At 72.1% G+C, this 21,040-nt stretch carries 21 protein-coding genes; 6 read left to right on the plus strand and 15 right to left on the minus strand.

The features are described from left to right. Window positions 1-28: 28 nt before the first annotated feature. Both AUV07_RS14245 and AUV07_RS14250 read left to right on the plus strand, forming a co-directional pair. Window positions 29-1,048: a hypothetical protein gene (locus AUV07_RS14245; RefSeq protein WP_062637120.1), complete on the plus strand. Its 1,020-nt coding sequence runs from the start codon at window positions 29-31 to the stop codon at window positions 1,046-1,048. Next, window positions 1,045-1,440, plus strand: a complete 396-nt coding sequence (locus tag AUV07_RS14250) for a GntR family transcriptional regulator (RefSeq protein ID WP_062637122.1) — start codon at window positions 1,045-1,047, stop codon at window positions 1,438-1,440. The genes AUV07_RS14245 and AUV07_RS14250 overlap by 4 nt, the downstream gene beginning before the upstream one ends. An 8-nt stretch (window positions 1,441-1,448) precedes the next feature. Here the strand turns inward: AUV07_RS14250 and AUV07_RS14255 are convergent, their stop codons facing one another. Further along, window positions 1,449-2,510 (minus strand): enoyl-CoA hydratase/isomerase family protein, encoded by a 1,062-nt coding sequence (locus AUV07_RS14255; protein WP_062637127.1) that lies wholly within the window; start codon window positions 2,508-2,510, stop codon window positions 1,449-1,451. Between the two features lie 110 nt (window positions 2,511-2,620). On the opposite strand from AUV07_RS14255, the gene AUV07_RS17840 reads away from it, so the two are divergent. After that, the gene (locus tag AUV07_RS17840) at window positions 2,621-4,576 is read left to right on the plus strand and encodes an ATP-binding cassette domain-containing protein (RefSeq protein ID WP_197462154.1); all 1,956 of its coding nucleotides are present in this window, start codon (window positions 2,621-2,623) and stop codon (window positions 4,574-4,576) included. 55 nt (window positions 4,577-4,631) lie between these two features. Here AUV07_RS17840 and AUV07_RS14270 read toward each other — a convergent pair whose 3' ends face one another. The 11 genes from AUV07_RS14270 to hemE all read right to left on the minus strand — a co-directional run bounded on the left by AUV07_RS14270 (window position 4,632) and on the right by hemE (window position 14,333). Continuing rightward, on the minus strand, window positions 4,632-5,081 hold the full coding sequence (locus AUV07_RS14270) for a hypothetical protein (protein ID WP_025104866.1): 450 nt from the start codon (window positions 5,079-5,081) through the stop codon (window positions 4,632-4,634). 301 nt (window positions 5,082-5,382) lie between these two features. Further along, complete coding sequence (gene hemL, locus AUV07_RS14275) at window positions 5,383-6,705, minus strand: glutamate-1-semialdehyde 2,1-aminomutase (RefSeq protein ID WP_062637131.1); 1,323 nt, start codon at window positions 6,703-6,705, stop codon at window positions 5,383-5,385. Between the two features lie 90 nt (window positions 6,706-6,795). Continuing rightward, window positions 6,796-7,773: a porphobilinogen synthase gene (gene hemB / locus AUV07_RS14280; protein ID WP_062637133.1), complete on the minus strand. Its 978-nt coding sequence runs from the start codon at window positions 7,771-7,773 to the stop codon at window positions 6,796-6,798. Then, the gene (locus AUV07_RS14285) at window positions 7,770-8,567 is read right to left on the minus strand and encodes a uroporphyrinogen-III synthase (protein ID WP_062637134.1); all 798 of its coding nucleotides are present in this window, start codon (window positions 8,565-8,567) and stop codon (window positions 7,770-7,772) included. Before AUV07_RS14285 ends, hemB begins: the two co-directional genes overlap by 4 nt. Beyond that, entirely contained in the window at window positions 8,564-9,565 is a 1,002-nt protein-coding gene (gene hemC / locus AUV07_RS14290) for a hydroxymethylbilane synthase (RefSeq protein WP_062637136.1), read from the minus strand. Before hemC ends, AUV07_RS14285 begins: the two co-directional genes overlap by 4 nt. Window positions 9,566-9,570: 5 nt before the next feature. Beyond that, on the minus strand, window positions 9,571-10,248 hold the full coding sequence (gene hemQ, locus AUV07_RS14295) for a hydrogen peroxide-dependent heme synthase (RefSeq protein ID WP_174235391.1): 678 nt from the start codon (window positions 10,246-10,248) through the stop codon (window positions 9,571-9,573). A 79-nt stretch (window positions 10,249-10,327) separates the two neighbouring features. Further along, window positions 10,328-10,600, minus strand: coding sequence for a hypothetical protein (locus tag AUV07_RS14300; RefSeq protein ID WP_062637140.1), 273 nt, complete (start codon window positions 10,598-10,600; stop codon window positions 10,328-10,330). Then, window positions 10,587-10,994, minus strand: a complete 408-nt coding sequence (locus AUV07_RS14305; RefSeq protein ID WP_025104873.1) for a phage holin family protein — start codon at window positions 10,992-10,994, stop codon at window positions 10,587-10,589. The genes AUV07_RS14300 and AUV07_RS14305 overlap by 14 nt, the downstream gene beginning before the upstream one ends. A 1-nt stretch (window position 10,995) precedes the next feature. Continuing rightward, the gene (locus AUV07_RS14310; RefSeq protein WP_062637142.1) at window positions 10,996-11,424 is read right to left on the minus strand and encodes a hypothetical protein; all 429 of its coding nucleotides are present in this window, start codon (window positions 11,422-11,424) and stop codon (window positions 10,996-10,998) included. A 169-nt stretch (window positions 11,425-11,593) separates the two neighbouring features. Then, window positions 11,594-13,102, minus strand: coding sequence for a protoporphyrinogen/coproporphyrinogen oxidase (locus AUV07_RS14315; RefSeq protein ID WP_062637144.1), 1,509 nt, complete (start codon window positions 13,100-13,102; stop codon window positions 11,594-11,596). A 208-nt stretch (window positions 13,103-13,310) separates the two neighbouring features. After that, complete coding sequence (hemE, locus tag AUV07_RS14320; protein WP_062637146.1) at window positions 13,311-14,333, minus strand: uroporphyrinogen decarboxylase; 1,023 nt, start codon at window positions 14,331-14,333, stop codon at window positions 13,311-13,313. 72 nt (window positions 14,334-14,405) lie between these two features. Here hemE and AUV07_RS14325 point away from each other — a divergent pair, with 72 nt between their 5' ends. The 3 genes from AUV07_RS14325 to AUV07_RS14335 are packed head-to-tail and all read left to right on the plus strand — an operon-like array spanning window position 14,406 to window position 16,763. Beyond that, on the plus strand, window positions 14,406-15,722 hold the full coding sequence (locus tag AUV07_RS14325; RefSeq protein ID WP_062637148.1) for a glutamyl-tRNA reductase: 1,317 nt from the start codon (window positions 14,406-14,408) through the stop codon (window positions 15,720-15,722). Between the two features lie 25 nt (window positions 15,723-15,747). Then, window positions 15,748-16,338 (plus strand): HhH-GPD-type base excision DNA repair protein, encoded by a 591-nt coding sequence (locus tag AUV07_RS14330; protein WP_062637150.1) that lies wholly within the window; start codon window positions 15,748-15,750, stop codon window positions 16,336-16,338. Next, complete coding sequence (locus AUV07_RS14335; RefSeq protein ID WP_062637152.1) at window positions 16,338-16,763, plus strand: DUF1801 domain-containing protein; 426 nt, start codon at window positions 16,338-16,340, stop codon at window positions 16,761-16,763. The genes AUV07_RS14330 and AUV07_RS14335 overlap by 1 nt, the downstream gene beginning before the upstream one ends. A 90-nt stretch (window positions 16,764-16,853) precedes the next feature. On the opposite strand, the gene AUV07_RS14340 is transcribed toward AUV07_RS14335, so the two are convergent. The 3 genes from AUV07_RS14340 to AUV07_RS14350 all read right to left on the minus strand — a co-directional run bounded on the left by AUV07_RS14340 (window position 16,854) and on the right by AUV07_RS14350 (window position 20,933). Beyond that, on the minus strand, window positions 16,854-18,530 hold the full coding sequence (locus tag AUV07_RS14340; RefSeq protein WP_062637154.1) for an ABC-F family ATP-binding cassette domain-containing protein: 1,677 nt from the start codon (window positions 18,528-18,530) through the stop codon (window positions 16,854-16,856). Between the two features lie 278 nt (window positions 18,531-18,808). Then, window positions 18,809-19,501, minus strand: coding sequence for a hypothetical protein (locus tag AUV07_RS14345; RefSeq protein ID WP_062637156.1), 693 nt, complete (start codon window positions 19,499-19,501; stop codon window positions 18,809-18,811). Between the two features lie 46 nt (window positions 19,502-19,547). Further along, window positions 19,548-20,933, minus strand: coding sequence for a glycine--tRNA ligase (locus tag AUV07_RS14350; protein WP_025104883.1), 1,386 nt, complete (start codon window positions 20,931-20,933; stop codon window positions 19,548-19,550). Between the last annotated feature and the right edge of the window lie 107 nt (window positions 20,934-21,040).

The raw sequence follows: 21,040 nt of genomic DNA on the forward strand, positions 1-21,040 counted from the left end.
ACATATGGCACAAAGAACGGAGTCCGCCATGTCGAACCCCACCCCGCCGGACATCATCGGCGCCGTCCTCTCCTCGCCGGCCGTCTTCCTCGTCGTCGGCCTCGTCATCGCTGCGCTGCTCGCCCTCACGCCCTGGTGGCGCACGCGTGCGGCGACGGCGACCCGACTGACGCGCGACGAGGCCGCCGCCGTGAGCGCGCGCTACTCCCCCGAGCGGCGCCTCCTCGCCGTCGGCGCCCTGGTGGTCCTCGGGACGGGGGTGACGGTGGAGGTGCTCGCGCGGTACGTGCTATCGCTGAACGGTGAGGTGTCCTGGTGGCGCTACGCCGCCCCCGTGTTCGCCACCGCCGCCGTCGCCGCCGCCCTGGCACTCGCGGTCAGCGTCGGAGGTGCACGCCATGCGACAGAGCCGGTGACCACCGGGACCCGGCGGACCTGGCTCTCCTTCAGTCCTCGCGGGGGGACCGCCGCGGCAGGCCTCGCGCTCCTCGGACTCGTCCTCACGACGATCGCCGCCGGCTGTGCGTCGTCGAACATCGACGGCGGGCCCTTCGTGTTCCTGGAGATCCCCGCGCCGAACACCGACGTCGACCCGGTGCGGCTGTGGTTCTACGGGTGGGCGTACGGCGTCGCGGTGCTGCTCTGCTGCGCGCTCCTCGCCGGGGCGGTGTTATGGGCGCTGTGGGCGAATGCCACGCGTCCGTTCCTCCGGCCGGAGACCGTTCCCGCGGAGCACCACGAGCGCCGCCGGATCGCCGCGGGACTCGCCCAGGTCGCGACCGGAGGCCTCCTGCTCGCGCTGGCCGCCGCCTGGCGGTTCATCGGGAGCGCGGGACGGATCGGCCCTCTCACGATCGAGGGCGAGGGCACGTTCGAGATCGTCTGGCGCTACGCCGACATCGCCCGCGCGGCCGGCGCCGCGGCCCCTGTGCTGGAGGTCGTCGCCGTGGCCCTTCTGGTCCTCTCGGCGCTGGCTCTGCGGGGCGGCTCCCGCCGGTCGGCAGACCCCGCGACGGCGGCGATGCGGCAGCCGGAGGGGGCGCGATGACGCCGCGCTCCCCGCTGTCCGGCCCCGACGATGCGCTCCCGGCCCGGGACATCTATCGGCAGTTCCGCGGGCTCATCGTCTCCGGGCAGCTCGGTGCCGGCGAACGCCTGCCGTCGGTCCGGCAGACGGCCGGCGACCTCGGGGTCGCACCAGGCACGGCGGCGCGCGCCTACAAGATGCTCGAAGCCGACGGTCTGGTCGTGTCGCGCACCGCGGCAGGCACGCGCGTCGCCGACTCCGCCGCCGTGCTCCCCGGGGCGGTCATCCGGAGGATCCGCGAGCTGGTCGACGCCGCACAGGACGCCGGTCTCGAACCCGGCGACGTCACCGATGTGCTCCGGACGACCTGGGAGTCCCGTCGCCGCGCCGCCGTCGTCCCCGAAGAGAACTGAGGCGCGCGTCAGAACAGCGCGGGCTGCGGCACGTAGTCGCGGGCGGGCGCCCCGGCGTCGGGGCCGAGTTCGGCGAGGGAGGCCGGCTGCCACCGCGGGTTGCGATCCTTGTCGACGAGCTGCGCGCGGATGCCCTCCACCAGGTCGGGGTGTTCGTTCACGAACCAGAGCACCCGGCGGTACTCGCCCTCCAGCGCGGCGCGGAGCCCGATCATCTCCCGGGCCTCCCGCACCGCGTCGAGCGTCACGACGAGGCCCGTCGGAGCCAGATCGTCGAGCAGGTCGGCGACGGCCGCCGCTTCCTCGGTGCCGAGCGCGCGGAGCCGCTCCAGGATCTCGGGCACGGTCGGGGCGGCGAACGCCTCGTCGATCCACTCCCGCGCGGCGGGAAGCGAGGACGGCTCCGGCGTCTCGTCGAAGAGCAGGACGATCTCGCTGGGACTCGTCGGGTCGGCGCGGTAGGCCAGAGCCTCGCGCAGCGCATCCAGGCGGTCGGAGGGGACGAAGTGATCCGCGAAGCCCGCGTACACGGCGTCGGCACCGTTCATCGTGGCCCCGGTGAGGCCGAGGTACTCGCCGAGCCGTCCGGGCGCCCGCCCCAGCAGCCAGGTGCCGCCGACGTCGGGCGTGAAGCCGATCCGGGTCTCCGGCATGGCGAGCTTCGAGCGTTCGGTGACCACACGGATCGCGGCATGCCCCGCCAGACCGATACCGCCGCCCATCGTGATCCCGTCGGCGAGCGCGACCACGGGCTTCGGGTACTCCGCGATCATGGCGTTCATCGCGTACTCGCCTCGGAAGAACTCCGCAGACTGCTCCGGATGGCCGGAAGTGATCTGGCCGTGCAGGCGACGCACGTCGCCGCCCGCGCACATACCGCGCTCCCCGGCGCCATCGATGAGGACGATCTGCACGTCGGAGTCGTCACGCCAGGCCACCAGGGCCTCCGTGATGGTGGCGATCATGTCCTCGTCGAGCGCATTGATTGCCTCAGGGCGGTTGAGCGTGAGCCGCCCGAGCGCTCCTTCGGTGCGGATGAGGACACGGGGCGCGGCGGGGGTATCGGTCACGGGTGCCAGGCTACCCCGTCGCGTGCGGCCGGATTCCGCACGAAATGCGGGTTCCGGGGCGGTTTTCCGGCAGGATAGGAGGAACTGTTCATCGCAACGAGAGGTCCCGGATGCCCGAAGGACAGGTGCTCGAGTTCACGAATGTGACGAAGCGCTTCAACGAGGTGACGGCCGTCTCGGATTTCTCCGCCCGTGTCGAGCCCGGCGCCGTCACCGCCTTCCTCGGCCCCAACGGTGCCGGCAAGACGACGACCCTGCGCATCCTGCTCGGCCAGGTGCGCGCCACGTCCGGCACCGCCACGATCGGCGGGGCCGCCTACGCCGAGCTGCGGCAGCCGCTGCGCACCATCGGCGCCGTGCTGGAGGAGACGGCCTATCGGCCGCGCCGCACGGCGAGCCGTCAGCTCACCATCGCCGCGAAGGCCAACGGCATCCGCCTCGCCCGCGTCGATGAGGTGATCTCCCTCGTCGGCCTGGAGGGTGAGGCGGACACGCGCATCGGCGGGTTCTCGCTCGGCATGCGCCAGCGCCTCAGCGTCGCCCACGCGCTCCTCGGCGACCCCGGCGCCCTCGTCTTCGACGAGCCGGCGAACGGCCTCGACCCGGAGGGCATCCGCTGGATGCGGCTGCTGATGCGTCGCCTCGCCGACGAAGGGCGCACGGTGCTGGTCTCCTCCCACGTGCTCAGCGAGATCGAGCAGGTCGCCGACCACGTGCTCGTGCTCTCCAAGGGACGCCTCGTGCTGTCGAGCGGCATCGAGACGCTGGCCGATCCGGCCGGCGGATCCGTGGTCGTCGACTCCGTCGATCGCCCCGGTCTCACGACCGCGCTGGTCGCCGCCGGGTTCGACATCGAGGTGCTCCGCTCCGGGCTGACCGTGCGCGGGACCGACGCCAGCCGCGTCGGCGCCGTCGCTGCGGACGCCGGTATCGCTCTCAGCACGCTCGTGCAGCGCGGCCCGACGCTGGAGGACGTCTTCATCGACCTCATGCGGGGCGGCCGCTTCGACACCGCCCCGGCGCTCGATCAGACGGAGGCTCCCGCCGAGGAGGATCCCGAGTCCGCGACCGCCGCCGAGGCTCCGGCAGAGGAGTCTCCGACGGACGGCCCGTCGACGGATGAAGCCGCCGGCACCGCGGCTGCGGCTCTCGCAGCCGGCGGCACCGCCGCGCTCGCCGACGACCTGACGCCTCAGACAACCGGCCCTGTCTCCGCCGAGTCGATGGACGACGACACCGCTCCGACCGACGAGGCGGAGGCCGCCGCGGACGAGGATGCGACCCGGGCCCTTCCCGTCGTCGCCGCCGATGACGACGCGACCCGGACCCTGCCCGTGGTCGACGCGACCTCAGACGCGCAGCCCGCGGATGCGGAGACCGACGCGGAGGCCGAGGGCTCGCCGTCGTTCGACGACATCCTCTTCGGTGCGCCCGCGCCCGTCGCCGAGTCTCCGCGGCGGTCCTTCGCCGCCCTGTTCGCCGCCGCGTCCGCAGACGCGGAGACCGAGTCGCCCGCGCAGCCGGCGGCGACGGATGCTCCCGGCGAGTCCGAGTCCGAGACCGAGTCCGAGTCCGAGTCCGAGTCCGAGACCGAGTCGCCGTCGACGACCGACGAGACCCCCGCCGAGGCCGTCGGCTCCGCTGCCGACGCACCGGCCGACAGCACGAGCACCGACGCATCCGACAGCGCCTCCGGTGACGAGGAGCCCGCGGGCGTGGAGTTCTTCACCGGCTTGGACGCCTCGTCGGCGGACGATGAGACCGCGCCGTCCGAGGACGCCGCCGAGGCCGCAGCGCAGGGCGAGGACGCCTCTCCTGCGTCCGACGACGACGACCCGCGGTCGGCCGCTGTGAGCTCGATGCTGGCCGCCGCCGCACGCGCCTACTACGAGGACGAACCGCGCGACTACCCGCTCGCTCCGGCGGAGGAGACGTCGTCCGGCGACGGGGCTCCGCAGGACGAGTTCGGGAGCGACGAGTCCGCAGACGACACGGAGACCCCGGCGGAACAGCACGCCCCCGCGGACGACCGTGGGGACGAGCACCACGACGAGCACCGCGGCTGAGCTCCCGATGCAGAACGCCCTCCCGGTCCACCGGGAGGGCGTTCTGCATCGGGGATCAGGCCGGACGTGGTCGGATGACCGGGCGCCGACTGCCCTTCGACACCGGGGTCGGAGCCGTGGCGACGATCTCCTCGACCGTCGTGGGCTCCTCGGACACCGGGAGGCGCAGCGCCTGCGTCAGCGCCAGGCCGTGCCGTGTGGTCAGGATCAAGCGGTTGTACTGCGGATCGCCCTCGAGATCGACGACCACGCTCGGACGTCGACGGCGGATCAGCACGAAGTCGAGGCTCCCCGCGGCCTTCCAGCTCCCGGCCGCCAGCACACCCGGGATGTGGGTACCCGGATTCGGGACGCCGCGGAGCCAGGTCCAGGCGTCGTCTGTCAGCTGGACCTTGGTGATCGTGTCGCGCACGATGCGGACGTTCTCGCGGTGGAAGGTGGCGGCACGTTCGATGGGCGAGAGCACGACCTCGAGTTGCGTCTGGTCCAGCAACAACGTCACCATGCCCCCAGTCTGCCAGCGCCGTCCTCCCCGTTGGCTGGAAGTTGCTCACAGGAACGCAACGATCCCTTGTCGGAATCCCTCAGTCCTGCCCTCACGACTCCTTCGCGAGGACAGGCTCCCACGCACGAACAGGCGCTGCCGCGGGCGTTAGCCTGACTCCGCGCGAAGGCCTAATGCCGACGGCCTTCGCGCCTGCAGGCGTTCGCGGGAGATCAGGCAACGGGGTCCAAGGGTTCCTATCCCCGCGCGGCTGCCTGTTCTCACGCGAACGAGCCACGCGACCGACCAGCGGGAGGAGCGGTCAGGGGCGCGCGGTCTGGGCGGCCTGGGCGGCGTGCGGCAGGGCGGCCTCGATGCGCTGGAGCTCGTCCTCGCCGTGCGCGGCGGTGAGGAACCAGGCCTCGAAGACGCTCGGCGGCAGCGCGACGCCGTGCTCGCGCATCGCGTGGAAGAACGCCGCGTACCGGAACGACTCCTGCGCCTGCGCCTCGGCGTAGTCACGCGGGGCCGAGGCGCGGAACGAAGCGCTGAAGAGGTTGCCGGCGGAGGCGAGGGCGTGGGTCACGCCGGCCTCGGCGAGCGCGCGGTCGAGAGCCGACGAGACCCGAGCGGCTGCGGCGTCGACGGTCGCGTAGACCTCCGGCGTCGCGAGGCGGAGCGTGGCCAGGCCCGCGGCCACCGACAGCGGGTTCCCGGAGAGCGTCCCCGCCTGGTAGACGGGACCGAGGGGCGCCAGGAGGTCCATGACCTCGGCGCGACCGCCGAGAGCCGCGAGCGGCATACCGCCGCCGACGACCTTGCCGAAGGTGAGGATGTCGGGCAGGTAGTCCTCTCCGGCCTCCGCCTGAAGGCCCCAGAAGCCCGCGGGGTGCACCCGGAAGCCGGTGAGGACCTCGTCGAGGATCATCAGAGCACCGTGCGCGTGGGCGGTCTCCGCGATGAGGCGGTTGAAGCCCGGGAGCGGGGGCACGACGCCCATGTTCGCGGCCGAGGCCTCCACGATGACGGCCGCGATGCGGGGACCGTGCTCGGCGAAGACGGCGGCGAGCGCCTCGGGGTCGTTGTAGCGGATCACGAGGGTCTGCGCGGCGATCGGCGCGGGCACACCGGCCGAACCGGGCAGCGCGAGCGTGGCGACCCCGGAGCCCGCCTCGGCGAGCAGGCCGTCGGAGTGGCCGTGATAGTGGCCGGCGAACTTCACGAGCAGATCACGGCCGGTCGCGCCGCGGGCGAGGCGGATCGCGGTCATGGTGGCCTCGGTGCCCGTCGAGACGAGACGGACGCGCTCCACGGGACGGATCTCGCCGAAGCGGACGCGGTCCGCGATGAGCGCGGCGAGCTCGACCTCCCCCTCGGTCGGCGCGCCGAAGGAGAGCCCCCGGGTGGCGGCCTCCTGCACGGCGGCGACGACCTCGGGCTGCGCGTGTCCGAGCAGTGCGGGACCCCAGGACGCGACGAGGTCGACGTACTCGCGACCCGCGGCGTCGGTCACGGTGGCGCCGCGCGCCGAGGCGAGGAAGCGCGGCGTCCCGCCGACCGACCCGTAGGCCCGCACCGGAGAGTTCACCCCGCCGGGGATCACCGCACGGGCGGCAGAGAAAAGGTCGTCATTGCGGTCGGTCATCGAGGCTCCTCCGTGATGCACGGCGCTCTCCCGGCATCCCTTCCAGGCTAACCCGCCGCCTGCCCTTCCGAGGCCGCGGCCGACGAAGGCTCAGCCGCGCAGCCAGCGGGCCGCTTCGGTGGCCCAGTACGTCAGCACCGCGTCAGCGCCCGCCCGGCGGATCGACAGCAGCGACTCGAGGACCGCGGCGCGCCGATCGATCCAGCCGTTCGCGGCGGCGGCCTCGATCATCGCGTACTCGCCCGACACCTGGTATGCCCAGACCGGGACGGTCACGGCGTCGCGGACCTCGCGGAGCACGTCGAGGAAGGCCATCGCCGGCTTCACCATGACGATGTCCGCGCCCTCGTCCTCGTCGACCAGCGCCTCCCGCACGCCCTCGCGACGGTTGCCGGGGTCGAGCTGATACGTGCGGCGGTCGCCCTGAAGCTGCGAGTCCACCGCTTCGCGGAACGGGCCGTAGAACGCACTCGCGTACTTCGCGGCATACGCCAGGATCAGGGTGTCAGTGAAGCCCTCGGCGTCGAGCGCCTGACGGATCACGGCGACCTGGCCGTCCATCATCCCGGACAGCCCCAGCAGCTGCGATCCCGCCCGCGCCTGGGCGAGGGCCATCGAGGCGTATCGCTCCAGGGTCGCGTCGTTGTCCACCGAGCCGTCGGCGGCGAGGACGCCGCAGTGCCCGTGATCGGTGAACTCGTCGAGGCAGAGGTCGGTCTGCACGACGAGCGCGTCGCCGACCTCGGCCGCCAGCGCCTCGGTGGCGACGTTCAGGATGCCCTGCGGGTCGTCCGCGCCGGAGCCCCGGGCGTCGCGCACCGCGGGAACGCCGAACAGCATGACCCCGCCGACCCCGGCCTCCGCAGCCTCCACGGCCGCGGAACGCAGCGAGTCGATCGAGTGCTGAGCGACGCCGGGCATCGATCCGATGGCGACCGGCTCGCTGATGCCTTCGCGGACGAAGAGCGGGAGCACGAGCTGACGCGGCTCGAGAGAGGTCTCGCGCACGAGGTCGCGGACGGCGCGCGACTGACGCAGTCGGCGCAGGCGGATGTCGGGGAAGCTCACGGCGCGAACTCGTCTGCCGCGTGCGGAAGGGTGAACTGCGACACGGCCTCGATCAGCGCATCGATGGTCTGCCGGTCGGCGACCACCGAGACGGGCAGGCCGGCGCGCTCGGCGTCCTTGGCCGTCCGCGGGCCGATCGCCGCGAGCAGCGTCTCGTCCGGGATCTCGGGGAACTGCTTCCGCACCTGCTCGGCCACCGAACCGCTGGTGATGAGGATCGCGTTGATCCGGCCGTTCTCGACGTCGCGGCGGATGCGCTCCGTCACCGGCACACCGACCGTGCGATAGGCGACGACGCCGTGCACGTCGTGTCCCGCCTCGGACAGCAGGATGCTCAGGACGGGCTTGGCGATCTCGCTGCGCAGCGCCAGGATGCGGCGCGGCTCGTGCTCCAGAGCGATGAGCTGCTGCGCCATCCCCTGCGCGGAGTTGTCCTGTTCGGGGACCAGGGCCACCTCGTAGCCCACGGCCTGCAGCGCCGCGGCCGTCGTCTCCCCCACGGCCGCGATCTTCGTGGTCTTCGGCACGACGGCACGGTGCGCGAACAGCACGTCCACCGTGGTCGCGCTCGTGACGGTCAGCCAGTCGAACTCGCCGGCCGCGAGCTGCTCCAGCGCACGGTCGAGGGTCGCCTGATCCGTGGTCGGAGCGAAGTTGATGAGCGGGGCGACGACGGGGACGGCGCCGAGAGCGCGGAGGCTCGCGGCGACGCTGTCACCCCAGGGGCCGCCACGGGGCACGAGGATGCGCCAGCCGTCCAGCGGTCGGTCCTGCTTGCTTTCAGAAGTGGTCATGACAATTCGGATTGCTCTTGAGGGACGAGGTCGGCCGCCCCTTGATCGAGCAGCCGACGGGCAACAGCGAGCCCGAACTCACGCGCTGCGTGCATCGGGTCTGCACCATCGGCAGCATCCGCACCATTGCCACTGCCGTTCCGATGAATATACTCCCCGTTCAGGGCTTCCGTGACGTCCAGCCCGATCCGACGACCGCCGTCCGGGGCGTAGACCACCGTCCTGACGCGGATCTCGGAGCCCTGGACGACGGCGTGCGCCGCCATGGGGGCTTGACAACCGGCGTCGAGGCCCTCCAGGATGGCGCGCTCGACGGTGATCGCGAGCCGTGTCTCCCGATGATCCAGCGCCGACAGCGCCGTGCGCAGTTCCTCCGGCGCGTCCGCCCGTGTCTCGACCGCCAGGGATCCCTGGCCGGGAGCGGTCGGCCATTCCGCGAGGCCGAGCTCCTCGCGCTGCAACGGGGAATCCGTGCCGAGTCGCGAGAGGCCGGCGGCGGCGAGGATCACGGCGTCCAGCTCTCCGGAGGTGACGCGCGCGAGGCGGGAGTCGACGTTGCCGCGGATGTCCACGACGTGGGCGCGAGGCGCACGGCGGTGGACCTGGGCGATACGTCGCGGCGACCCGGTACCCACGGCGCTCCCCGCCGGGAGCTCGTGCAGCGGGATGCCGTGTCGGGTGAGCACCACGTCGCGGGCGTCCTCCCGTCGGGGCGTCGCGGCGATGACGAGCGACTCCGGCACCGCGGTGGGGAGGTCCTTGAGGGAGTGCACGAGGAAGTCGCACTCGCCGGCGAGGAGGGCTTCGCGGAGACGGGTGGCGAAGATGCCGAGGCCGCCGATCTCCGACAGCGAGGCGCGATTGGTGTCGCCCTCGCTCGTGATCGGGACGAGTTCGACGCGGCGACCGGTGACCTTCTCGAGCGCGGCGGCGACGTGACCGGACTGCGCCTGCGCGAGCGCGCTGCGACGGGTGCCGAGACGGATGGGGGTGCTCATGGCGCTTACTGCAACACGTCCGCGATCTCGTCGAAGCGCAGGCGGCGCCCCGTGTAGAAGGGCACCTCCTCCTTCACGAACATGCGGGCGTCGGTGTAGCGGAGGTCCCGCATCATGTCGACGAGGTCGGTCAGCTCGTCGGCTTCCAGCGGCAGCAGCCACTCGTAGTCGCCGAGGGCGAAGGAGGCCACCGTGTTCGCGATGACTCCGGTGAACGCCGCACCCTTGCGTCCGTGATCGGCGAGCATCGCGCGACGCTCGCTCTCCGGCGCGAGGTACCACTCCGGCGTGCGGACGAACGGGTAGAGGCAGAGCCAGTCCTTGGGCTCGATGCCGCGGAGGAAGCCGGGGACGTGCGCGCGGTTGAACTCCGCGTCACGGTGGACGCCCATGACGTTCCACACCGGGAGGAGCGAGCGCAGCATCTCGGTGCGGCGCAGGCGGCGGAGGGCCTTCTGCAGCTCCTCGGCGGTGGCGCCGTGCAGCCACACCATGAGGTCGGCGTCGGCCTTGAGGCCGGAGACATCGTAGAAGCCGCGGACGGTGACGCCGGAGTCCTCGACGTGCGAGACGATCGACTCGAGCTCGGTCGCATCGTTCTCGGTGACGGGGGCGTCGGGGTTGCGTCGCCAGACGGCCCAGAGGGTGTAACCGGACGGGTTCTCTTCGCGCAGGTCGGACATGATCCCAGTCTGCCCCCTTTGCGGAGGCGCCGCTAATCAGGGGAATACTGCCCCCGCCCGAGGGCGGTGCGGAGGCGGCTCAGCGCGCGATGGCGCGGGCGATGGCCCACACGGCCCCGCCGACGGCGGCAGCGATCCCGACTGTCGCGGCGATCGCGGCAGCCGGATTGCGGTCCGCGAAAGCACGCGCCTTGACGGCGGCGCGCGCCGACGCCTTCTCGACGCGCCGCGGGATGTTCCCCTTGATCTCGATGGCGGCGAGGGCCGCCTTCAGCTCGGCGCGCGCGGAGGCGACGGGGTCGACGATTCCCGCGGGGACCGCGGTGCGCGGCAGCGACTCAGGGGTGCTCATCGCCGGCCTCCTTCACGATTCGGATGTCTTCGGCCACGGCCTGTGCCGGGTTCTGGCGACGGAGCACCTTGCGGAACTTCAGGATGCCGAGCAGTGCGAACAGCAGCACGGCGATGATGAGGATGCCGAACACCGCCAGCGCGGACAGCCACACCGGCCACCACGACGACAGTCCCGCGATCGCGAAGACGAGGATGACGGGCACGGCCCAGAACAGGAAGAACAGCGCGACGAGGAACCAGACGGAGCCGACCCCCGCGTCCTTCGCGGTGCGCGACACCCACGCCTTGGCCGCGTCGATCTCGGCCTTGACGAGATTGGTGACGAGCTCCGGCAGGTCGCCGAGCAGCGTCAGCAGACTGTCGTCGGCGCGATCCCGATATCCGCGGGGCATGTCAGTCGTCGGACTTCCGCGGGGCGGGCTTCGTCGCGGCCGGCTTCGTCGCGGCCGGCTTCGCCGCGGCGGGCTTCTGGGCCTCGGCGGCGCGCTCCTTGACCTCGTCGACCGCGTCCTCCGCGGCGTCCGAGATCTCCTCCGCAGCGTCCTTGCCGGAGGCGATGACGGCATCGAGCTTCTGCCCGGGCGTGCCGTCGCCGGTGACGGACTTGACGATCTTCACGGCACCGGTCCAGACGGCACCAGGGACCGCGGCGGCCTTGTCGCCGACGAAGCCCTTGACCTTGTCGACGCGCTCCTGCACCGGGTCGGTGTTCCAGACCTTCAGCCACTGCGTCTTGATCTGCTCGTAGCGCTCGCGTCCTGCGCGGGTGCCGAGCACATAGCCGACGCCGAGTCCGACGACGAGTCCGATCTTCCCCTTCATGGGGTCTCCTCACGTTGTTCCGGCTGTGGTCCGTCCCGGGGGACGCCGATCGCCCGCGTCTCCACCGCGATCAGGTACCCAGCGTAACGCCGTATGCCGATTTCGGCATCAATCGATCAGAGGGTTGACACGGAGGCGTCGAGCGCACTCGCGCGTGCTCGTCGGACGCTCAGTCCCAGAGGAGAGCGCGGCGCAGGCGGTCCGCCTCCTCCGCAGCGTCCGGCACGACCTGCGCGAGCCCCGTGCCCGCGAGCCAGGCGCCCACAGCGGCCAATCCCGGCACGGCCTGCACGGCCTGACGGGCTGCGGCACGCCGCTCCCCCGAGCCGATGATCGACGCGGGCTGCGCCTGCACGAAGCGCCCACGATGACCCGCCACGACCTGGTCGGGCGACAGCGGGATGCCCAGGAGCGCCGAGGCCTCCCGACGGGCGAGGTCGATCGCGGCCTCGTCATCCAGCGCCGCGGTGGCCGCCGGTTCCCCCTGTGCACCGAAGGAGACGCGGACCACTTCACGGTCGCCCGCGGCCTCCCGCACCCACGACCACTTCGCCGTGGAGTGTGTGAGCGCCTTCGCCGTGTGGCTGTGCGGAACGGTGAGCACGCCGGTGCCGCGGGGCGGGGTGCGCAGCGCGGGCGCGTCGAGCAGCAGACTGATGATCTCGATCTCGGGGGCGGGCGCGGCGTCGGCGGCCGCGAGGGCGGGTACGGCGCCCGCGAGCAGCTCCCGCGCGCCGTGCTCGGAGGTCGCGACGATCACGGCATCGGCGACGAGCTCCGCCTCCTGGGTCGTCTCCTCCCCCTCAATCGGCTGGTCCGCGACGGGCTCCTCGACCACGACGCGCCAAGTGGTGCCGTCGGTGGTGAGGCGACGGGCCCGGACGCGAGTACGGACGGTCGCACCGAGTTCGTCGAGGTCGGCCGCGAGGGCGTCGACGAGCACGCTCATGCCGCCGACGAGCCCCTCGACGGCAGCACCGGGGGTCTTCGTGCCGCGCGACGCACCCTCTCCGCGGAGGGCCAGCACCGCTCCGGACAGCGATCCGACGCGGGTGAGGGCGGCGTTGAGCCCGGGGGCGGCGACATCGATGTCCACGTCGTCCGGGGATGCCGAGTAGACGCCCGTGGTGACGGGGGCGACGAGGCGGTCGCGCACCTTCTCCCCCATGCGCGAGGCGACGAGGCGGCCGAGGCTCAGCTGGTGCCCGATCGTGAGCGGCGGTCGCACCCGGTCGAGATAGGCCCGCCAGGCGCCCGACCAGCCGATGATGCGGCGGACGTCGTCCTGGAACGGATTGCCGGGGATGCCGAGGATGCCGCCGGCCGGGAGTGGTGCCGCGCCGCCGCCGGGGATTCCGGCGAGCCACGCCCCTCCCGCCTGCGGCGTCACGACGCGGTCGGAGAGGCCGAGGTCGTCCACGAGGGCGCGGACATGCCCACCCTTCGTCGCGTAGCTCTCCGCCCCGGCGTCGACGACGACCCCGTCCAGGGCGACCCTGCGGATCACGCCGCCCAGGGCCTCGGACCCCTCGAGCAGCGTCACCCGCATGCCGACCTTCGCGCACTCACGGGCGGCCACCAGTCCGCCGACGCCGCCTCCCACCACGACGACGTGCTTCTGTGCGGCACGGGCGGCCAGGTCGGCCGGTTCGGCGGGTGCGGGGCGCTCAGGGCTCATGCGTCCATCCTTTCACCGCCCCTGTGCTTCGAATCGCCCGATTGGCCGGATAATCGCCGCAGATGCAGCCAGGTGCGCGATTCGAACGGAGGTCAGGCCGGGGGGGGGCTTCGGTCTGTCGGACCTGTGGCTGGCGCGCGCGCTTCGAATCGCGTGAATGGCTGCATCTGGGCCGCAGATGCAGCAAAGCAGGCGATTCGAACGGAGGTCAGCCGGCGTGCACGAGCTCCACGATGCGCGTGAGCTGGTCGGGGTCGGTCTCCGGGGGCACGCCGTGGCCGAGGTTGAGGATGTGCCCGCGGGCCGCGCGACCGCGCTCGAGCACGTCGCGGACATGCGCCTCGAGCACCGGCCACGGCGCGCCGAGGAACGCGGGGTCGATGTTGCCCTGCACCGACACGTCGGGGCCGAGGATCGCGGCGGCCTCGTCGAGGGGCAGCCGCCAGTCGACCCCCACGCCGTCCGCGATGCCGTCGAGCCGCATGTCGCCGAGGAAGGGCCCGGTGCCGACGCCGAAGTGGATCGTCGGGATGCCGATGCCGTCCAGAGCCGTGCGGGAGTGCGGCGCCACGAAGGCGCGGTAGTCGGCGGGGCTGAGGGAGCCCGCCCAACTGTCGAAGAGCTGCACGACCGCGGCGCCGGCATCGCGCTGCGTCTCCAGGAACCGCCGCGAGATCTGCGCCAGCCAGCCCGCGAGACGGTGCCAGGCCTCGGGTTCCGCGTGCATCATGCCGCGGGCGCGCAGGTGCTCCTTGGACGGACCGCCCTCGACGAGGTACGCGGCGAGGGTGAAGGGCGCCCCCGCGAAGCCGATGACCGGAGTGTCGCCGAGCTCCGCGACGACGATGCCGACGGCCTCCGCGATGGCACTGCCGTCCAGGCTCTCCGGGTCGATGGCCGTGATGCGGTCGACGTCCGCGACCGTCCGCACCGGGTTCGCGAACACGGGGCCGCGGCCGGGCTCGATCTCGACCTCCACGCCGGCGAGACGCAGCGGGATGACGATGTCGCTGAAGAACACCGCCGCGTCGACGCCGTGCCGTCGCACCGGCTGGAGGGTGATCTCGGCGGCGAGGTCGGGGGTGAGGCAGGCGTCGAGCATCCTCGTGCCGACCCGCAACTCCCGGTACTCGGGCAGCGAGCGGCCGGCCTGGCGCATGAACCAGACCGGAGCGGTGGCGGGGCGGTCGCCGGTGAGGGCGCGCAGCAGCGGGGCGTCGGAGAGTGCCATGCGTCCATCCTCCCATCCGGCGCATAGGGAGCAGCCGAGTCCCGGCTTCGGATGCTCGGGTACAATCGAAGGGTGCTGCTGTGTGTGACGGCGAGTCACAAGACCGCCTCCTTCGAACTGCTCGAACGCCTGAGCCGCACCCCCGACGACGTCGCTCCCACCATCGTGGGCATGGCGCCGTGCGTGCAGGGTGCCGTGGTCCTGGCGACGTGCAACCGCTTCGAGGCGTACGTGGAGATGGACGAGCCCGTGACCGCGGCCGGCGCCATCGGCGTGGAAGCCGTCATCGAGGCCGTCGAGTCCGCGACCGGAATCCCGGCTGCCGACCTCGACGGCGCCTACGCCGTTCACTCCGGTCGCCGCGTCGCCGAGCACCTGTTCTCCGTCGCCTCCGGCCTCGAGTCCGTCGTCTCCGGTGAGGGCGAGATCGCCGGCCAGGTGCGCCGCGCCCTCAAGTCCGCCCGGAAGGACGGCACCACCTCCCCCGAGCTCGAGCGGCTGTTCCAGCGCGCGAGCCAGGCGCAGCGCAAGGTCAAGAACGTCACCGCCCTCGGCCGCGCCGGGCGCTCGCTCGTGCGCCTCGCACTGGAACTCGCCGACAGCCGCATCGCCGACTGGTCCGCCGAGCGCGTGCTGCTGGTCGGCACGGGCGCCTACGCGGCCGTCACCCTCGCGACCCTGCGCGAGCGCGGCGCCGTCGACATCTCCGTCTACTCTCCCTCCGGCCGCGCCGAGATCTTCGCGGCGAAGCACGACATCCGCCCGGTGCCGGCCGAGGAGTACGCGCGCACGGCGGCGCACTCCACGTTGCTGATCACCTGCACCACCGCGACCGAGCCCGTGCTCGGCCCGGAGCACCTGCAGTTGCCGGTCGGCCTCGCCGCCGCGGGCTGCCCCGTCGTCGCGACCAGCGGCACCACCGGTGTCCCGAGCCGGCTGGTGGTCGACCTCGGCATGCCGCGGAACGTCGACCCGGCCGTGGCGGCGCTGGAGGGCGTCGCGCTGCTCGACCTGGAGACCATCCGCCTGCACGCCCCGCTGGAGGAGCTGCAGGCGACGGACGCCGCCCGGAGCGTCGTCCGCGAAGCCGCGGAGACCTTCCACGTGGTCGGCGCCCGCCAGAGCGTGACCCCGTCGGTCGTGGCCTTCCGCTCGCACATCTTCGAGCTGCTGGAGCGCGAGATCGACCGCGCCCGCGCCCGTGGTGACGAGGATGGCAAGGTCGAGCAGGCGCTGCGGCACCTCTCGGGCGTGCTGCTGCACACGCCGACCGTGCGGGCTCATGAGCTCGCCGCCGCCGGCCGCGCGGACGAGTTCGCCGCCGCGCTCGCGACGCTGTACGGGATCACCCCTGCCGCGGACGCGGTCGAGGACGCCGCCACAGCCTGATCCGGCGGGGTGGGAGACTGGACTCATGGCCCTTCACATCACCGGAGACACCGCCGCCGACGCCCTGCTGACCGAGAACCCGACGGCTCTGCTGATCGGCATGCTGCTGGACCAGCAGATCCCCATGGAGACCGCGTTCACCGGACCGCTCAAGATCGAGCAGCGGACGGGGGCGGCGGATGCTGCGGCGATCGCGGGCATGGCACCGGAGGAGTTCCTCGAGGCCTTCCGGCAGACCCCCGCGGTGCACCGGTTCCCCGGCTCCATGGCGACGCGGGTGCAGACCCTGTGCCAGGCGCTCGTCGACGACTGGGACGGGGACGCCGCCGCCCTGTGGACGCGCCCGTCGGCAGACTCAGGGACCCAGCCGAGCGGTGCCGAGGTGCTCAGACGACTCAAGGCCCTTCCCGGCTTCGGCGAGCAGAAAGCGAAGATCTTCCTCGCCCTCCTCGGCAAGCAGTACGGGTTCACCGGCGAGGGCTGGCGGGAGGCTTCGGCGCCCTACGGCGAGGACGGGTCGTACCGCAGCGTCGCCGACATCGTGTCGCCGGAGTCGCTGACGAAGGTGCGCGAGTACAAGAAGGCGATGAAGGCCGCGGCGAAGGCGGCGAAGTAGTGCAGCCGACCGGGGACGACGTCGCGGGGCTGATCGCCCGCTCCTCCCCGGCCGTGCGTCGCCGTGATGCGGAGACGCTGACCGCTCTCCTGCAGGACATCACCGGGCGAGAGCCGCAGACCTGGGGGTCGATCATCGGGTTCGGCTCCTGCCACTACCGCTATCCCACCGGGACGGAGGGCGACAGCGGCATTCTGAGCTTCGCCCCCCGGAAGGCCGCGACCACGATCTACCTCCTCGATGGGGTGGACGCCCACGCGGAGGCTCTCGGCGCGCTCGGCCCGCACACGACGGGGGTGGGCTGCCTCTACCTCAAGGACCTCGACGAGGTCGACCTCGATGTGCTCCGCGGGATCCTCGAGGGTTCGCGCGCCTGGGTCGAGTCCGGCGGCGACGCGCGCATGCAGTTGACGGTCACGTCGTAGCTCTCGTCCCATCGCCGAGACCCCGGGTTCCCGCCGAAACCCCGGCGTGCGGACGTGCGGAGCCCGGGGTCTCGGCGGGAAGGCGGGGCCTCAGGTGGTGGCCACCCCCTCGTCAACCTGCACGCGCTGTGCGTCCGCCGCGTGACGACGCCACCGCCGATCGTGCGTCACCGTGACGACGGCGGCGGGGTGGTCCGCGAGAGCGGGCTCGAGCTGTTCCACGAGCTCGGGATCCAGGTGGTTCGTCGGCTCATCGAGCAGCAGCAGATCGAACGGCGACGACAAGGCGACCGCGAGATCCAGCCGCCGACGCTGCCCGACGGAGAGAGCCCGCACGTCGCGGTCCACCTCCGACCCGCGGAAGAGTCCATGAGCCAGGAGAGCGTCATGCGCATCCGCCGGCGGCGTCCCGGTCCGAGCCGCGAAGACTTCGACAGCGGAACCCCGCTGGCGCGTGTCGACCTCCTGCCGGAGGAACGCGATCCGCAGCCCGTCCCCGCGGACGAGCGTCCCGGACGCGGGGAGGAGCTCGCCGGCGAGGAGACGGAGGAGTGTCGTCTTCCCGGCTCCGTTCGGCCCGGTCACGAGCCACCGCGAACCGGCCTCGATCGTCCACGGCGACACGGCGAGCCGTCGTCCGGGTTCGCGGAGGGACACGGCCTCGAGCGTCAGGAGCGGGTCGTCGAGCGGTGCGCGATCCTCTGCCGCGACCACGAACCGCAGGGGCCCGGGCGGCGCCGGGCACGGGTTGTCCCGGAGCCGCGACAGCCTCTCCTTCGCCATGCGGATGCGCCCGACGGCACCGTGGTCGCGGCTCCGCGCCCGGAACGCGCCATGACCGAAGCCGTCGAGCTCGAGCTTGCGCGGGATCGCCTGCAGCCGGAACGCGTTGGCGGCGAGCAGGGCCTCGGTGCGGGCGACCTCGGCCTTCCACTCCTCGTGGCGCGCGACAGCCGCCCGGCGTTCGGCCTCGCGCGCCCGCAGGAACCCCACGTAACCATCGCCGTAGCGACGGATCCGACCGTCCTCCACCTGCACGACAGCCGTCGCGAAACGGTCCAGGAAGTCGCGGTCGTGCGTCACGACTACCAGCGCTCCCCGATGCGCCGCGAGACGGTCCTCGAGCCAGGTCAGCGCCCGGTCGTCGAGGTCGTTCGTGGGCTCGTCGAGGAGCAGCAGCTCGGCTCCGGAAGAAAGGGCGACCGCGAGAGCGAGCCGCGCCCGCTCTCCGCCCGACAGCGCGGCCACCGATCGCCCGCGGTCCAGCCCGCCCACCCCGAGCTGCTCCAGGGCGGTGTCGATGCGACGGTCGACCTCGTACCCGCCGCGGGACTCGAAACGGTCCTGCAACAGGGCCACGGCGGCCATCGCCGACTCGCGCTCCGAAGGTGTCGCGGCGAGGAGGTCGTAGGCACGGGCGAGGTCGTGCTCCAGCGCGCGGAGGTCGCCGAGGAGCTCGTCGATGGCGTCAGTCACCGTCGCTCCGTCCGCGAACACCGGGTTCTGCCGGGCATGCGCGATCCCGCCGGGAAGGTCGAGCCGCACCTCCCCGGACGTCGGCGCGAGAACACCGGCGAGCAGATCGAGCAGAGTCGATTTCCCCGCGCCGTTGTCGCCGATGACGGCGAGGCGGTCGGCGGGGCCGACGACGAGGTCGATCCGGTCCAGGACGAGTCGGTCGGCGAACCGGACGGAGGCAGCCTGCAGCGCGCACTCGCGATGAGCGCGGGCCGAGGAGTCGGAAGGGGTCGAGAGTACAGGGAACATGAGGGATCCTCTCCAGCGGCGCACGCGCACCGCCGGGATCTGCGTCGATGACGCGGGGAACAGGAACCTCGACCGCACCCGGAGTCGGGCGCGGTCGCTCAGGACCCACCGCGGAGAAGAGCTCTCGACGCGGCGTCCCGCTCTAGCGAATCAGAGTACCCACGAGGAGCGACCATAGCAGGGTCACTCCGCGTCCGCCAGACCCCGCCTTCCCGGCGAGACCCCGACGTACCCCCGCACGCGCCCCGGGGTCTCGGCGAGAACCCGGGGTCTCGGCGTCAACGGCGAGGGCGGGAGGAGAGGGAGGAGAGGCGGGAGTGGGCGGCGGGGACGGCGAAGAGGAGGACGATCGCGAGGACGATGCCGCGGACGATCCAGAGGCCGGGCTCCCAGATCACCTCGTAGTTCCCGGGGAGGCCGAGGAACGCGGCGATGATCGATCCCCACGACGCGCGGCCGCTGCTGTCCGTGTCGATCGAGAGTCCGCCCACGATGCTCAGCACGCCGAGGCTCAGCAGCACGATCGGCATGATGAGGGCGCCGGGTTTCGCCTCCCCGCGCGCGATCAGGCGGATCACCGTCACGAGCGATACGAGCGGGAACACGAAGAAGAACCACACGAGGGCGCCGAGTAGCAGCCCCACGACGATGAAGACCGGCACCCAGAGGAGCATCCAGGGGCCTTCGTCGGCGACGAAGTAGTCCGGGTCGCGGAGGATCGCGACGACGAAGCCCGCCAGGGTCCCCAGCGGGAGCACCGCGAGCACCCACCAGAACACGGCCTTCGGCACGCGTTTCCGGTCCCCCAGCCGCGTCATCACGATCTGGATGATGACCGCGGCGGCGAGTGCTGGGAGGCCGAACATCGCGATGATGGGCCCGGCGCCGTCGTTCTCCCGCAGGTCGAGCACCGTGAGGATCATCCACGACACGGCGAGCGCGCCGAGCACGATGGCCGCGACCGGACGCACGGGCGAGGCTTCTCCCCGTGCGCCGGCTCCCCCCGGTGCCGTCACGTCAGGCGCCGCGGAGGCGCTCCGCCAGGTAGGCGTGCAGCTCGTCGATCGGGACGCGCTCCTGCGCCATCGTGTCGCGGTCGCGCACGGTCACGGCACGGTCGTCGAGCGAGTCGAAGTCGACCGTGACGCAGAACGGCGTGCCGATCTCGTCCTGGCGGCGGTAGCGACGACCGATCGCACCGGCGTCGTCGAAGTCGACGGCCCACGAGCCGCGGAGTGTGTCGGCCACCTCGCGGGCGAGCGGCGACAGGTTCTCGTTGCGCGACAGCGGGAGCACGGCCGCCTTGACCGGGGCCAGGCGCGGGTCGAGCTTGAGCACGGTGCGGGTGTCGGTGCCGCCCTTGGCGTTGGGCACCTGCTCCTCGACGTACGCGTCGACGAGGAAGGCCATCATCGCGCGGGTGAGACCGAACGACGGCTCGATCACGTACGGCGTGTAGCGCTCGCCCGTGGCCTGGTCGAAGTACGTCAGGCTCTGGCCGGAGGCCTCGCTGTGGCTGGAGAGGTCGTAGTCGGTGCGGTTGGCGACGCCCATGAGCTCGCCCCACTCCTTGCCTGCGAAGCCGAAGCGGTACTCGACGTCGATGGTGCCGGCCGAGTAGTGCGCGCGGTCCTCCTCCGGCACGTCGAACTGCCGCATGTTCTCCGGGTCGATGCCGAGGTCGATGAACCAGTTCCAGCACGCCTCGACCCAGTGGTCGAACCACTGCGGCGCCTCGGCGGGCGGCGTGAAGAACTCGATCTCCATCTGCTCGAACTCGCGGGTGCGGAAGATGAAGTTGCCGGGGGTGATCTCGTTGCGGAACGCCTTGCCGACCTGGCCGATGCCGAACGGCGGCTTCTTGCGGCTCGCGGTGAGCACGTTCGAGAAGTTCACGAAGATGCCCTGCGCGGTCTCGGGGCGCAGGTAGTAGAGGCCGGACTCGTCGTCAACGACGCCGAGGTAGGTCTTCACCAGACCGGAGAAGGCCTTCGGCTCGGTGTACTGGCCCTTGGTGCCGCAGTTCGGGCAGGGGATGTCGGCGAGACCGTTCTCGGCCTTGCGGCCCTTGCGCGCCTCGAAGTCCTCGATGAGGTTGTCGGCGCGGAAGCGCTTGTGGCACTGCAGGCACTCGACGAGCGGGTCGGTGAAGGTCGCGACGTGGCCCGAGGCCTCCCACACGCGCTTCGGCAGGATGATGCTGGAGTCGAGACCGACCATGTCGCCGCGGCCGCGCACGAAGGTCTGCCACCACTGCCGCCGGATGTTCTCCTTCAGCTCGGTGCCGAGGGGTCCGTAGTCCCAGGCCGACCGGGAACCGCCGTAGATCTCACCCGCCTGGAACACGAAACCGCGGTGGCGGGCGAGGGCGATGACCTTGTCGAGGCGGGACTGTTCGGCCACGGTGGCTCCAATGGTCGGATGCGGAGAATGCCCGTGAGCACGGGCACCCCCATTCTATCCGGGGCCGGAGCGCAACCCCTGGCCGCGGGACCCGCGGGAGGAGTACC

The sequence above is a fragment of the Microbacterium sp. CH1 genome, from assembly GCF_001595495.1.
In the GTDB taxonomy this organism is placed as follows: domain Bacteria; phylum Actinomycetota; class Actinomycetes; order Actinomycetales; family Microbacteriaceae; genus Microbacterium.